Source organism: Paenibacillus sp. MDMC362, assembly GCF_003269305.1.
GTDB lineage: Bacteria > Bacillota > Bacilli > Paenibacillales > Paenibacillaceae > Paenibacillus_AQ.
Genome location: NZ_QLYT01000042.1, coordinates 40,490 through 54,742, shown reverse-complemented (window position 1 = coordinate 54,742; position 14,253 = coordinate 40,490). Strand labels below are relative to the sequence as shown.

Genomic DNA, 14,253 nt, shown 5'->3' with positions numbered 1-14,253 from the left:
GAAGGTAAGTTTAACCATGCTCCACTATGAAGGGGGGATTCATTGCAAAAACAAATCCAAATTAATATAATGGATATCATAGGTCTATATAATTCGAATTTAAGGGAGGTAACCGCTATACAGTTTTCCAAAAGCGTTGATTATGCTCTGCACGCATTAATCCACTTGGCTCATTCGGAGCGTGATCAGAACATCGGAATCAAGGAGTTATCTGCGACGCTGGGCGTCTCGGAAAGCTACTTATCCAAAATCATGTCCAAGCTGAGGCAGGACGGAATCGTGCGGGCTGTACCGGGTGTGAACGGAGGCTACGAGCTGGCCAAGCAGGCCGAGCAGATTACATTCCTTGAAGTGATACAGGTAATTGAAGGAAGACAGCAGTTGTTTGAATGCTCCAATCTCAATTCGCAGCAGCATCGCCTGCTAGCCGAAGAGAAGGCTGCCAAGATGCACGAGGATAATCCTCGTGAGTGCGTATGCCTGGTCAAACAGGTGATGGACGGCGCCGAAAGGCAATTGTACCAATACTTGGAGGAGCAAACGATCCAGTCGGTATTGGATGCGGCATCGAAGCGTGGCAGCTGTGCGGAAAACAAGAAGTGATGAACTTCTTGTTTTTTTATATGAATAAGCCGAAAGTTAGGGAGGGATCGTAATCGATAAACTTTTTGAGAAATTAAACGGGTTTGGAGAAAGAGAACATTGGCTTTTACTTCGTCAGCTGCTGAATTCTGCAATACACGATTCGACGAATGGTGAGCATGAAAACAGAGTGTTCGGTCAAAGACTGTATAATCTGATGGAAATACACATAGATGCCGTTAACAACCAGCGACTGCAAGAAGAGAAACGTCAAACTCACGTCCATATTGTGTTCAGTCTCTCTGAAGCCGGTTCATTAAAAGTTGCGCTCAGTAAAGTTGGTAAACGGGAGGAATCTCGGGTAGTCGCGTTTAATGATTGGTTTTCAGTTGGTCCCATCACGGAATTGAACACAAAGGAAGGGCAGCTTCGAAGGCGAATGTGGTTGATGGAACATGACAGGGATTCATATTATTTGGATAGTATAAACCAGGAACACCAAATCGAGCGTATGATTGATACGCTAAAGAATATACCGGAGAACAAAACCGTCGTGATCTGGTGCGGGGATAACGCCCATGATCAAACGGGACTTCGTTTTGCAATGCATCTGCTGAGGGAGCGGAAGAGTCCAGTCCATGTGGTCAATGTGACAGAAATACTCACAGAAACGGGGCAGGGTAATGCTCCAATAGCGCAGGCATTGGTCGAACGAGACAATTACATCGATATTGTTAGAAATTATAGTGAGGGGATCCCTCTGAATTCTGATCTAAGGAAGCGATATGAATCAGAATGGATGGAGTTGGCAGGACAGGAAGATTTGCTTCGACTCTGGGAAGAGGGAAAAGTGATGGGCTGCCAAGAGGATAAACTGGACGGGGTTATTGTTAAATCGGTCATGGAGCTGCTAGATAAACACCATCCTGATGATTTGGTTAACGTTGGAGAAGTCGTGACAAAATTATTGGAAATCTCACAGCAACGTATAAGTTATTCCTTCATTATGTACAGAATCTGGTGTTTAGTCAGCGATGGTGTTCTGACGTTCAAGGGTCAACCGGGCTTTCCTTATCAATTCTTGCTAGGATTATCGCATGTTTAAGAAGTCGCCATTGGCGGCTTTTTTGTTTTGATTTTGACTGTTCTTATCCCATCCAAGAAAAGCAGCTCGGATTTCATACAACTTTATATTGACCGAATGTTCAGTCTTAAATTATATTGGAATCATAATCTGGATGAATCATCCATAGGAGAGAGGAGTTTTCAAATGGATTTAGCTTATCAAACTCAAGGCAGTGGGCCACCAGTTGTGTTGGTACACAGTCCAGGTGTCGATTCAAGAGAATGGAACTATATTGGCCCGTATTTAGCCCGGAGCCATCAAGTCATCACGTATGATGGTCGGGGAACGGGAAAATCCCCGGCACCGCAAAAACCAACCAGTTTGGTTGAAGACCTGCGGGCACTGCTCGATCATCTGCAAATTGACAGCGCTTCGCTTGTCGGTCATTCCATGGGAGGGCAGGCCGTCACGGATTTTGCCTTGACTTACCCTTCCAGGGTTGACCATTTAGTATTAATCGCACCATCGCTAACCGGATTCGAGCACGCCCAGCCATTCATCGATTGGATGGCCCAAGTAAATGCATGCGCACCCGATGTCGACCGTCTGGTCGAACAATCGTTGAGCGGGCCTAATTATCGTGTGACGATGTCCAGCTCTGAACGGGACTTTTTGCGCGAGATGCATACGTTGTATATGACCAGAGTGTTTAGTGAGTGGAAGAGTTTCGAGGTGATATGGCCGATACCGCCAGCGATCGAGCGGTTGGAGGAGCTTGCTGCAAGGACGCTGTTTATTCAGGGAACGGTCGAATGGGAGGATATGGAACGAATCGCGGAGCAGTTTAAGCGTGTTCAAGACATCCGTTTCGAGGTAATCGAGGGGGCTGACCATATGGCCACGCTGACGCATGCAGACGAACTTGCTGGTTTGATTACTGCTTTTTTAGCGAGAGGATAATGGAACACATCGCGGCATGTATTGAATAAATAAGTTTTTTGCTCGATAGAGAGGCAATGTATACAGGCAAAAAGCCGCAAAATTGCGGCTTTTTTAATGATATCATGTTACTTAATAACGAGTAGATGAAACGACATGTTTCATTGCGACTTGTGCTCGATTCCTCACATCCCGACTTTTTTCTCCGATGCAGATGGTTGTCCTTTTTTAGACGTTTCCTGGCTCGTTTCAAAGCTAATCGGCGGTATGCCGTTTGCTTTCCACACCGTTCCTCTACGCTCATACTCGAATAACTTCTCTATGGCATTCGCAATCTGTGGTCCGACTTCACGCTCAACCAAATACAAGGCCACATCAAGTCCGGAAGTAACACCTCCTCCAGTTACCAAGCGAGGGCCATCTTCCACGATTCTTGCATCGACCGGAATTGCACCGAGAGCCCCTAACGCACCCATGCCTATCTGATTGGTGACAGCATATCTGTCTTTCAACAATCCATCCATAGCCAGCAGCAACGAACCTCCACACACGGTAGCCACCGTAACGTCCTTATTATTCATAGCTTGTTTCATCATCGTTGTTAAACCCGTATCCTTAGCCTGCCTCAATATGTTGGGAATAGCATCTTCGGTATTCCCCGCTGGCTTCCCCGAGGCTCCGGGAACTACAATAATCCCGGAACGATTAGGGTCTATCACATCTTGCGCTTCGAGGGCAGGTCCATTCAGCCCGCTCGGTACCGAACGCTTACCTTCTGCAGATACTAATTCTACAGTGACTTTTCCACCAGTGTACATTCCGGCAGCAGCAAATACTTCATATGGCGCTAATGCGTCCAGCAGATCAAACCCATCGAATAATACGATTTGTACATGCACGCTTTTACCCTTGGATGGATCTGGGTTCTTGTTTCTTTCTGCGCTTGCTGCGGGGGCTAATAGACATAGAACGAGCGTTAACGACGTGAGTAAGCTAAGTATTTTTTTCATCCGGATACCAATTCCTTTCGATTTGTTCTGATGATGATATCAGGAATAACTAGCAGCAGCGCAATCGAGCCGTAAACGCCGATGGTGTAGCTAGTAGGGTAAACGTACCCGAATCCCTGATGAAAAAGGGAAGTAATGAGATGGATCAACATGTTCGTGAAGCAAAAGGCGTAACTACGAATCATCCAGTTGCGATGTCGAATGATCCTTTTCCTCTTGATTTGAACGAGCGCTGTAATGGTGATAACCAGCCAGATCATATTCAGCAGATTGAATCCCATACTGCTTATTTTGCCGCCTGTGGCGTAGGGTGCCATATATCCGGAAGTTAACACAACCAGCAATACGGATACGATATATACATAGCCGTTTATGCGGTGGAGCCTACGGTTTCTTTCCAATATTCGATTCGAAAAGTTAATCAGTCCCGTTGCCATGGCCACACATGCGAATGCAACATGAACGTACATGACATTAAGCCAAACCGGGAGATTAAGCTCGCGCTTCAGACCGGTCTTATGGCTTAGAAATCCCGAAGCACCTGGATCGATCCAATAGTTTTTCACCAAGGCGTGTAGTATAAATAGAATGCTGACACAGACCAGCAATAGATATAACGATGTTCGTTTCTTCATCCGTTCGCAACTCCCGAAGCTCCTTATTTGATACACACCATTTCTGAATACGGAAAAACACGATCGACATACATACCTGGAAGCCAGAGCGCGTGTATGCCGCGGATTTTCTTTATTACGATTAGGTAACCCGATTTCCTGTTAACTTGGATGCAGGCAGTAAGCCAGCTTTGGCTATACCAACCATGTGATCTCCATCGGCGACAACTTCAAACTTGAGATTCAAGCGCATGGGTTTCGTGATTCGTAGTGACCAGGCCAGCTTGTTATCCTGAAGTACAGGGTTCATAAACTCAATGGTTTCATCCCCCTGCGTTGCCGTGCCCTGGATCAAATCGTCCCTTGTCAATATGGAGAGCTTGACCTCCATCTTACCGACGGGCGTAGCGATAGTGGTCTCCCAATCCCCGTCGAAGACCGATGCCTGTATGCTTTTGCTATGCTGGGAGTTGGGCGTGGGTATCATTGCTGTTTTGTTCACCGCGGCATTTGGTTCGTCGCTCGTCACTGATTTATTAACGTTAGGCTTTATCCCTGTATCCTTCCAAACCGTGCCTCTTCGTTCATATTCGAATAATTGCTCAACCGCGTGAGCGATACGAGGCCCAAGTTCACGTTCCACCAGATACAGCGCTACATCGAGTCCTGAAGTTACACCGCCACCGGTAACCAGATTACCGTCGTCCACGACGCGAGCCGAGACGGGAACTGCTCCAGTTGCACTAAGTAAGGCCATGCCCAGGTGGTTCGTTACCGCAGGTCTGCCTTCCAAGAGGCCTCCCATGGCAAGCACCAGTGAACCGCCGCAGACTGTAGCGACTATCCTGTCTTTGTGCTGAAGAGCCTGCTCGATCATGCCGGTCAATTCGGTATCCATGGCCCGGCCCAGAATAGCCGGAACCGAATCGGGCCCATCTCCCTCAACGTCGCCGGACGCGCCAGGTACGAGAATGATGCCCGCTCGTTCCGGGTCCAGTCTGCCACTCGCTTCAATCCTCAACCCGTTAATGCCGCTAGGCACGGATCTTGGTCCCTCGGCGGTGACCAATTCTACGTTTAACGCATTTTCAGCATTCATGGCTGCAGCGCAGAAGACCTCGTAAGGCGCTATCGCATCCAGAAGGTCGAAGCCGTCAAACAACACAATTTGAACGTTAAGCATCCATAAATCCTCCTAGTCTCTATCTAGTCAAAAGATCTTTAAGCTTACGATATTCCTTCTCATCGATTTCACCATTGGCCATTCGGTTCTTCAGAATCATAGCGATGTCATTCTTTTGATGACCGTTTTTGTAACGATAACGAATCGCGTATACTCGAACCGCCAGAAAAGAAAACAGCGTGAGACAAAACAAAGCGCCGAAAGGAAAGAACGAGAAGGCGTTATTTTCCAAACCCATATGTATACCTCCTTTATCATGGTGTGCGGGACGATCACCCGAAGTATGGGCTGGCCGTGTGCGCAAATAGAAGCATACCAAACGAATATCTCAAACAAAGATGAAAAAAGGTTACAAAAGTATAAACAAATCATCACAATACATAAGCTCGCGTTAGTTCTTGTTAAAAAAAATGATAAACTAGGAAAGCAAAGGTGGGATAAACATGAGCGAATCAAAGACGATTCTGGTTGTAGACGACGACCAGGATATTGTTGAGCTATTAAGGGATTTTCTAGAGAATGACCACTTTCAAGTAAAAACCGCTTGCGATACCGCTCAAGCGTGGAACATATTTAAGGAAAGCTCCGTTCATTGTATTGTTCTTGACATTATGATGCCGGGACAAAATGGGTTTGAGTTTTGCCGTCGGATTCGCGGGGAGAGCAATGTACCGATCCTGTTCTTGAGTGCTCGCAGCGATGATGTGGATAAGATTCGAGGCCTTACCCTCGGAGGCGATGATTACATCGTCAAAACCGCTTCGCCAGGTGAGATCGTTGCCAGAGTAAAAGCCGTATTGCGGCGCTCCGCTTCCCCACAACAATTGGATAACAGGGTCTTGGATTACGGCCGCATCAAGTTAAACCTGTCCACTAGAGAAGTGCTAGTGGATGGAAACAACATCGTGCTCACACCCAGGGAATATGAGCTGCTGCGGTTATTTGCGGAACATCCGAGACATGTTTTCACCTATGAACAATTACTTGCAAAATTTTGGGATGGGGTGGGCGACAGGCATACGATTCGGGTCCATCTTAGTCGGCTTCGCGAGAAAATCGAAGCTGATCCGAACCAACCGATATTCCTGGTCAACGTATGGGGAGTAGGGTATCGCTTTGAGGGAGGGTAATATGAGGTCACTCCGCATCCGAACGTTTACTATGCTTTGCTTCTTCTTTATCCTCTTATTGCCATGGATATTCTTTGTTACTGCGCACTTTATGGAAACCAAGACACTCAGCTTCGAACAAGGTCGGCTGCAAAACGAGACCCTGCAACGAAATATATCGGAAATGACGCAGCGAATTGAATCGGACACAGACCAATGGACAGATCCAGACTGGCAAAACCAATTGTATTCCGCGCTCCGTGAAGCGAAGATGGATGTTCTTATTCAATCCGCAGAAGACCGGGAAATTTATCGATCCAATCCTGACCGACGAGGAACTAATTTATCAACCGAGCGGTTCTCCGTCATCGAGGACGGCCGGTTGCTGGGGAGGGTTATTCTGTACTTACCTAAGTCTAATCAGTTTCAAGTGATGTCGGCTTTTGTCGGGCTGCTGCTTGCGATCTTTGTTGTCGGAATGGAAATGAGGCGATTCGTTCTCAAACCACTCGAGAAGATGGGAAATGCGGCAAGACAAATTGCAACAGGGGATTGGGATGTTCGGTTACCCATGTCCCGGGTCACCGAAATCGCGGAAGTCCGCGATGGATTCGATGTTATGGTCAAGGGACTTGAGCAGTCCTATCGAAAACAGGCTGAACTGGAAGAGGAACGCCGATTCGTCATTGCGGCTGTTGCGCATGATTTACGGACACCGTTATTCGCTTTGCGAGGCTACTTGGATGGTCTGGAGCAAGGGATCGCTCAATCTCCGCAGAAAATGGCCCGATATGTTGCGGTCTGCAAGGACAAATCGGCACAATTGGATCGTTTGGTAGAGGATCTATTCACTTTTACAAAAATGGAGTATGTGGAGTCGCAACTGCATAATACAACGGTGGATTTTAATCAGGTCGTCCGGAATTCGATGGATAGCCTGAGTCCGCTTGCTCGGCAAAAAGGGGTTTCCATCTCGTTTCATGTAACGGATCGGTGCATCATCCATGGAGATATGCATTTATTAGAGCGAGCCATGAACAATCTTCTGGATAATGCCGTAAGACACACATCAGCGGGGGGGAGCATCGAAGTCCTGTGTAATAAAGTTGGCGATAAGGTTAAGTTTACGATACGGGATACCGGGCCGGGCTTCTCTACGGAAGAACTTGAGCGTGTATTTGAACCCCTGTATCGCGGGGAAGAATCCAGAAGTCGTTCAACCGGTGGCAGCGGATTAGGCTTAACCATTTCACAAAGAATTGTTAGGCAGCACGGTGGCGAACTTGCCGCAAGCAACCATCCGGAAGGAGGAGCACTGCTTGAAGGATGGCTACCTGCAGCAGCTTCAGGACAGTTGGAATCAAATGGTTTTTAGTGGTTCATATTTATTGTACATTGAAAAAGCCGTGAAAATGCGGCTTTTTTGTTTTGAAGAGATCAAATGTATGTTAGATCCGGATAATTCTCCCTTTACATTTACAGCACCATGTTGTACAGTTGGTTATACGAGTAATCAACCTAACAACTAAGGGGATGATAACGGTCAGAAAGGAGGCTTCACCTTGAAAGCTTTGTTGGATGAATCCCAGCCCATTTTTCAACAAATTGCTCAAATGATTATCGATGATATTGTGGATAGTGTGTTAAAGGAAGGGGAGCGCGTCCCTTCTGAGAATGAATTGTCCCGATTTTATAACATTAACCGTGCCACGGCGCGTAAAGGGCTTCAAGCCTTGGTTGACCTGGACATCATTTACAAGCAGAGAGGAATAGGAATGTTTGTAAAGGAAGGGGCCAGGAAACAGGTGCTGCGTGACAAACAAAAGCATTATCGGGAGTATTATATTCGTCCGATGCTGGAAGAGGCGAGGCGAATTGGCATGACGGTCGAGGAGGTTATGGAGTGCATAGTGGAGGAGGAGGGGAACTTATGATTTCTTTAAAGCAGGTATCTTTTTCCTACGAAGATGTTCCCGTGATCAAGGAATTGTCATACGTTGAACAAAATCCAGTCATTACGGGATTATGGGGACGGAACGGTGTGGGCAAAACGACGTTGATGAAACTAATTGCGGGGCATCAGATTCCTAGTCAAGGAAACATTGAGGTTATGGGCCACCGGCCATACAATAACCAGGAAGCCCAACGACATTTGTGTTACATGCAGGAAGATCATCCGTTCAGTGATATTTGGACCATACGCGATGCCTTGCGGTTTTATCAATATTTCAAACCGAACTGGAATCAGGAATTGGCAGAAGAGCTGCTGGAAACGTTTAAACTGCCCCAGCATAAAAAAGCCAAGAAGCTGTCGACCGGGATGAAAACGGCATTACAGGTAGTGATCGGTTTGGCCAGCCAGGCGGATGTTACGATCTTGGATGAACCGACCAACGGGCTTGATGCAGGAATGCGAAAAAAGTTCTATGAACGGCTGCTGGATAGCTATGATGCGTTTCCGCGCCTGATCTTGGTGTCGACACATCAAATCGAGGAATTACAACCATTGCTGGAATCCATCGTGGTTGTTCATGACGGAAAGCTGCTGTTACATGAGCCGATGGAAGAGGTGCGGGAACGTGGGATCTGGATAACCGGTGAACACGATCGAGTGAATCAATTAATCGGTAACCAAAAGATCCTGGATGAAAGCACCATCGGTTCCGTGAAGAAAGTTATGATCGATGTCCCATTCTCCGACGAATGGAGAGAGCTGGGCCGCAGTAGTGGAATTTCCGTGGAGAAAGCGCATCTTCAGGATTATTTGCTTCAAATGACGGATAATGTGCAGGAGGGGGTACGATGAGCGCGACGCACGGCACGTTTCGTTTAATCTATGAAGATGCAAGCTGGTTCTTGGGGAAGCTGCTTCTGTTATACATTACCCTGCCATTAACAGCAGCCTGGATTATTATCGGGACATCCTTTGATATGGATAAGACATTCAGTTCTATTTCAAGCCCCGCGTATTTTTTCTTTATCCCGTTCTATGGGGTCATGGGGTTCAAAAGCCTTCTACCTATTGCTGTCAGCCTTGGAGGCACACGAACTCAAATGCTCAAAAGCTTTTATGTCATCGGCGTTTCAAGTGTGTTTGTGTATATGCTAGTCTTAAACCTCTTACAATGTTTATTATGGACATTATACGAGCGCGGGATCAGCTCGGTATCCATTACGCATGCGGGGATGTTTTATTCCAGTGAGTACCAATTCTTGCCTTACTTATGGATCGATCTCATGGTCGGACTAATCTTGTTCGGCGGCGCTTTTTTTATCTACTGCATAACGTATCGTGCGGGCATGACAAGGACATTAATCGGTATTATGATCATTGCCATCGCAGCCATGTTTCTTTACTACTCGGGAGTGCTTGAAGCACCTATAGCATGGTTGTCGACGTTAAATATAAATGCAATGACCGGTTTCACGATAGCCGGAATCGCAGGTTTGGCAGCGCTGTTAGCCACCTATCCGATGATGCGTAACGCTTCACTGCAACCGAAACAAAAGAGAGAGTAACTATCAGTTTCTTGTTTGAACATACATGCATAAGAAGGAGGCCGCGAATAAAAGCGGCTTTTTTCTGTGATCACCAAACTACGATGTTATTCCGATTTCATTGTCCAAAGATCAATTCAAATCAGCCGGATTTGGAGGAGTGAGGTCCTTTGATTAATATAATCAGCGCAAGAATCAGAGGTATCCAAATCTGAAAAATAGGAAAGTGATATTTCAAATTTTGGTGAAATCCGATCCAGATATGATATATGAAGTTTGGAGATAGAAACGAAATGGTATAAATGAAGGCACCCACGATCACTGTTAATTTTTTATGGCTCACTTTGGTTAAACTCGAAAGTCCAAGCACGGCACCAAGGTAGAATGCAGTCATTTTAACGAAAATTCCAATATAAATCAGCATGATAATTAACGGATCCAAACGTTCAAGGAAATTAGCGATTTGAACGAGCCGGACAGATCTAAGCAGCGGAAAAGTCGAAATGCTTGTGATCGAAGGGTCTAGAATTGCAAGGTTTAGAATGTTGAAGATCAATAAGAAGATACCTACGAAAATATATGCAGAAACGGTTGCTTTGGAGAGCCTCTTCTTGTTATCGAGATGTCTCCAAAACATGAGAAATACCACGATTTGGCCGAATGGAAAGCTAATCACCTCCGGTAAGGATGCACGCAGCACCGGAAGAAAGCCATTCTCTAATATGGGCATCAGGCGCTCAAGGTGAATGATATTCGATCCGATGAACATAAAAACGATTAATATATACCCTATAATGGTGAAGGGAAGCAGGAATTCGGTGACACGAAAGAATACTTCAATGCCCTTAGATATCGCATAACCGGACAGCAAGACCATTAAGAGAATGAGGATATACAGCGGTGTGTTGGGGAGGAAGGAGATATTGATGATGTCCGAGAACTCCCGGGTATTCCTCATGGACTCATACGAAAAGTAAATTATATAGGCTAAGGTAATGAACGAACCAAGATACTTGCCCAAGTGTTGATTCAAAATGCCCGGGAGACTGAGATCTGAATTCCTCTTCTGAATAAACAAATAGACGTATAGAAGCAATAATCCAACGAACATTGCAATCAGCACGACCAGCCATGCATCTTGCTTAGCATCGATCCCCAGTTCATACAGAGGGGTGCTGCCGATCATGAACAAGATCGTCATTGCAATGATTTGGTATTTTCCGATTTTCTCCATGTCACAGCCTCCTGTATCAAGGTAGTATTTTCTTAGACTTATTTGGGTTCAATCAAATTCGTGAATGGCTTATTGATCATATTCGTGTGTTCTATGGTCACTTTGATGTTCAGGTTGAGTTTTATTTCCTGAAGCGGTTGTTCAGACTTTGATAATTGCTTGCTTACCGCCGGGTATCTTCTATGAATCATATCCATGAAGCCTACCGGATCGGCATTCATTTCCTTCATCCGTTTCCAAGCCGTCTCAATCTCATCCTTGATTTGCTCAGTGATTACATCTTCAAGTTTTGTTATGACATCCGGCTTTGTTAAATCCAGGGTACAGCTGGTTTCGTCAAGGGCACCTTTCGTTTCAATGTGTATCTTCATGTTTATAGAGCCGTCAACCAGAACTGGCTCTGCCTGGGTCGATGAATGGACTACCCGGTAGCTCGAAAGTAAGGTGTTTTGTCGATCACTGCACGGAAAGACGATGATCAGGTTTTTGACGCTGTTCGAAAGCCATGCCACGCCTCTGCTCTCTTCACGTTTCAGCCATCCAATCAGTTTGTCCCCTCTAAATACCCCCAGATCCCCAAGCCTGATAACCGCTTTATTTCGGGTTGATTTCAGGGCATCCAGGGTAGATTGTTCATCTTGATCACCGGAAACTTTCAGTTCGGGAGCAATGGCACTTCGGTAAGGATTCGCGATCATCGATGCAAAATCAATCAATTTAATATTTTTTACTTGGGACAGATTTTCTTGTCCTTGGGTAATGACCCGTTGAATCGCGTTTCCTGTGATTTTCTCTAACGGAATGAGCACTTCCAATAGATTGGAGGCTTTATCCTTGGTCAGGAGAACCGACATCGTTTCCCGACTTTCCACCGGACGGAGGAAAAAATCAAGGATTTGCCGTACTCCTTCATTCCGAACAACCTCTTCATTGATTATCAAAATGGAGTTATGGGCAAAGAACAGCGTCCGCGGCGCTTCTAGATTGGCATTCTGCATAGCTTCACGAATCGTCTTACCTCTTGTTGAGAAGATAGTGATAGGTGATTGGCTGCCGCCGGATCCACCGCCTGTCTGGGTAGCAATGGACTGCGGGATGACTACTTGGAAGGACATGACCCATTCGTCATCGCTTCGGTCAATGGATGTTGCGGAGACGATGCTCAGCGAGTTAAGCTCCCGACTATCCCAGCAACCGCTTAGCAAAAACGGGAGGAACACGGAGAGAATCAGGAAAGTCAGTTTACGATTCATCTAATTCTTCACCTCCTTGTGTGCCGGTTGTTTCCTAATCCCTGTCTTCTGTAGGAGATGGACGAGGTGTCATTTGCTGGCGTTTGCTGTTGTTACTACTGATTAACGTCGGTCTTGCCAGCATGGCCCACCAGGGAACTCGAACCAATACGTCTTTTTGATCTGACGGAATAAAGGGGGCAAACGGGGTCAGATAAGGCAAGCCGAATGAACGTAAACCGCATAAATGAATTAACATCGCGATTAATCCAGCCATAATGCCAAACAGCCCTAAGGTCGCCGCTAAGATCATAAAACCAAAACGAAGCAATCGGGCCGAGTTGGATATGCTCACGGAAGGGGCCACAAAGCTGGCAATAGCCGTGAATGCAACAATGATGACCATGGCAGCTGATACTAAACCGGCCTGGACAGCCGCTTGTCCCAGCACCAAAGCGCCGACAATAGATATCGCTGAACCCATGGCTCTAGGCATTCGTACGCCCGCTTCCCTCAACACTTCGAACGTAATTTCCATTGCGAGCGCTTCGACAACGGCAGGAAAAGGGATGCCCTCACGCTGGGCTGCAAGGCTAATCAGCAAGGTTGTTGGCAGCATTTCCTGATGAAACGTTGAAATGGCAATATAAAGCGAAGGGAGGAGCATTGATACCACAAAGGAAATAACGCGTAAGAGACGCAAAAAGGTGGCGATATCGAACTTTTGATAGTAATCCTCACTGGATTGAAAAAGCTTAAAAATGGTGATGGGGGCAAGCAGCGCAAAGGGAGTTCCATCAACTAAAATGGCAACTTTCCCTTCGAGGAGCGCCCCTGCGATGGCATCAGGGCGCTCCGTGTTGGTGATGGTAGGAAAGGGGGTAAACGTATTGTCTTGAATAAATTCTTCAATATAGCCACTCTCGAGAATGCTGTCGGTATCTATACGGTCTAATCGATTCAGTATTTCCTGTACTACCTTGTCATTGGCGATACCGTGCAAATACATGACGGCAATATGTGTTTGGGTGACCCGGCCAATCTTTCGATCCACGATCCATAGATTCGGGCTTTTAATCTTCCGACGGATTAAAGCTGTATTCGTGCGGATATTTTCCGTGAATCCTTCCTTTGGACCGCGAACAACGGTTTGAGATTGGGGCTCTTCTACGCCGCGTTCTTCTCCTCCTGTTGAGCTTGCCATAATGCCGTGACAAGATCCGTCTATGAGAATGACGGTATTGCCTTCAAGGACGGCGGAGATGAGTTGTCCCATATCATCCACATCGCTGATGCTGCCGATGGACAAGAATCGGTTTTTGATCATCGATAGGATCTCAGTGGGGTCGGATGTATCCAGCTTTTCATGGGAATCTCTTGGGGTTAAGGATTGCATGATTGAGTTATTAATCGTTAGGGTATCAACCAGCCCATCTACATAAATGACCGCAATGGTTCGGTCGCTTCCGAAAATATGCTGTAACGTACGAATAATGATATCTCGGCTGTTACCGGTTTGCTCCCTGAGCTTATGCAAATTCTGATCCAAGCGATCGGAGAGATGTGTGGGGGCAAGGTTTTGATTCGTTTGATGATTTTGTCGAGAACGATCTGTTTTGGATTTTGTTTGTTTTAATTTTTTGAAAAATGCCATGTGATCAGCTCGCTTTAACAATGATTCATACGATCTAATCGTTCCCTAATTCTGGTTTTATATTCGGTTGGTTTTGATCACTGCGACTTAACCATTCGTCGTGGGAGGGGGCACCATTTTTTACAGAGCAAG

At 46.2% G+C, this 14,253-nt stretch carries 15 protein-coding genes; 8 read left to right on the top strand and 7 right to left on the bottom strand.

Annotated features, from left to right (window positions below):
* Positions 1-117 precede the first annotated feature (117 nt).
* From DP091_RS21445 to DP091_RS21435, 3 genes are all read left to right on the top strand, one after another.
* The gene (locus DP091_RS21445) at positions 118-603 is read left to right on the top strand and encodes an RrF2 family transcriptional regulator (RefSeq protein WP_113060199.1); all 486 of its coding nucleotides are present in this window, start codon (positions 118-120) and stop codon (positions 601-603) included.
* 169 nt (positions 604-772) lie between these two features.
* On the top strand, positions 773-1,687 hold the full coding sequence (locus DP091_RS21440) for a DUF1835 domain-containing protein (protein ID WP_258394643.1): 915 nt from the start codon (positions 773-775) through the stop codon (positions 1,685-1,687).
* Between the two features lie 165 nt (positions 1,688-1,852).
* Positions 1,853-2,608, top strand: a complete 756-nt coding sequence (locus DP091_RS21435; protein ID WP_113060182.1) for an alpha/beta fold hydrolase — start codon at positions 1,853-1,855, stop codon at positions 2,606-2,608.
* 164 nt (positions 2,609-2,772) lie between these two features.
* Here the strand turns inward: DP091_RS21435 and DP091_RS21430 are convergent, their stop codons facing one another.
* The 4 genes from DP091_RS21430 to DP091_RS21415 all read right to left on the bottom strand — a co-directional run bounded on the left by DP091_RS21430 (position 2,773) and on the right by DP091_RS21415 (position 5,632).
* On the bottom strand, positions 2,773-3,597 hold the full coding sequence (locus DP091_RS21430) for a DJ-1/PfpI family protein (RefSeq protein WP_113060181.1): 825 nt from the start codon (positions 3,595-3,597) through the stop codon (positions 2,773-2,775).
* Positions 3,594-4,232, bottom strand: coding sequence for a DUF2306 domain-containing protein (locus DP091_RS21425; protein ID WP_113060180.1), 639 nt, complete (start codon positions 4,230-4,232; stop codon positions 3,594-3,596). The genes DP091_RS21430 and DP091_RS21425 overlap by 4 nt, the downstream gene beginning before the upstream one ends.
* A gap of 121 nt (positions 4,233-4,353) precedes the next feature.
* Positions 4,354-5,394, bottom strand: coding sequence for a DJ-1/PfpI family protein (locus DP091_RS21420; protein ID WP_113060179.1), 1,041 nt, complete (start codon positions 5,392-5,394; stop codon positions 4,354-4,356).
* Between the two features lie 19 nt (positions 5,395-5,413).
* Positions 5,414-5,632 carry an SHOCT domain-containing protein gene (locus tag DP091_RS21415; RefSeq protein ID WP_113060178.1) on the bottom strand — a complete coding sequence of 73 codons (219 nt, stop codon included), beginning with the start codon at positions 5,630-5,632 and terminating at the stop codon, positions 5,414-5,416.
* Positions 5,633-5,837: 205 nt separating this feature from the next.
* Here DP091_RS21415 and DP091_RS21410 point away from each other — a divergent pair, with 205 nt between their 5' ends.
* From DP091_RS21410 to DP091_RS21390, 5 genes are all read left to right on the top strand, one after another.
* Entirely contained in the window at positions 5,838-6,524 is a 687-nt protein-coding gene (locus DP091_RS21410) for a response regulator transcription factor (RefSeq protein WP_113060177.1), read from the top strand.
* 1 nt (position 6,525) lies between these two features.
* Positions 6,526-7,878, top strand: coding sequence for a sensor histidine kinase (locus DP091_RS21405; protein ID WP_113060176.1), 1,353 nt, complete (start codon positions 6,526-6,528; stop codon positions 7,876-7,878).
* Between the two features lie 187 nt (positions 7,879-8,065).
* On the top strand, positions 8,066-8,437 hold the full coding sequence (locus tag DP091_RS21400; RefSeq protein WP_113060175.1) for a GntR family transcriptional regulator: 372 nt from the start codon (positions 8,066-8,068) through the stop codon (positions 8,435-8,437).
* Positions 8,434-9,309: an ATP-binding cassette domain-containing protein gene (locus DP091_RS21395; protein WP_113060174.1), complete on the top strand. Its 876-nt coding sequence runs from the start codon at positions 8,434-8,436 to the stop codon at positions 9,307-9,309. Before DP091_RS21400 ends, DP091_RS21395 begins: the two co-directional genes overlap by 4 nt.
* Positions 9,306-10,022 carry a hypothetical protein gene (locus DP091_RS21390; protein WP_113060173.1) on the top strand — a complete coding sequence of 239 codons (717 nt, stop codon included), beginning with the start codon at positions 9,306-9,308 and terminating at the stop codon, positions 10,020-10,022. Before DP091_RS21395 ends, DP091_RS21390 begins: the two co-directional genes overlap by 4 nt.
* A 121-nt stretch (positions 10,023-10,143) precedes the next feature.
* On the opposite strand, the gene DP091_RS21385 is transcribed toward DP091_RS21390, so the two are convergent.
* Genes DP091_RS21385 through DP091_RS21375 form a run of 3 tightly spaced genes read right to left on the bottom strand, consistent with a single transcriptional unit; the run spans position 10,144 to position 14,121 of the window.
* Positions 10,144-11,235, bottom strand: coding sequence for a GerAB/ArcD/ProY family transporter (locus DP091_RS21385; protein ID WP_113060172.1), 1,092 nt, complete (start codon positions 11,233-11,235; stop codon positions 10,144-10,146).
* A 38-nt stretch (positions 11,236-11,273) separates the two neighbouring features.
* Positions 11,274-12,488: a Ger(x)C family spore germination protein gene (locus DP091_RS21380; RefSeq protein WP_113060171.1), complete on the bottom strand. Its 1,215-nt coding sequence runs from the start codon at positions 12,486-12,488 to the stop codon at positions 11,274-11,276.
* Positions 12,489-12,522: 34 nt separating this feature from the next.
* Positions 12,523-14,121 (bottom strand): spore germination protein, encoded by a 1,599-nt coding sequence (locus DP091_RS21375; RefSeq protein WP_113060170.1) that lies wholly within the window; start codon positions 14,119-14,121, stop codon positions 12,523-12,525.
* Positions 14,122-14,253 lie beyond the last annotated feature (132 nt).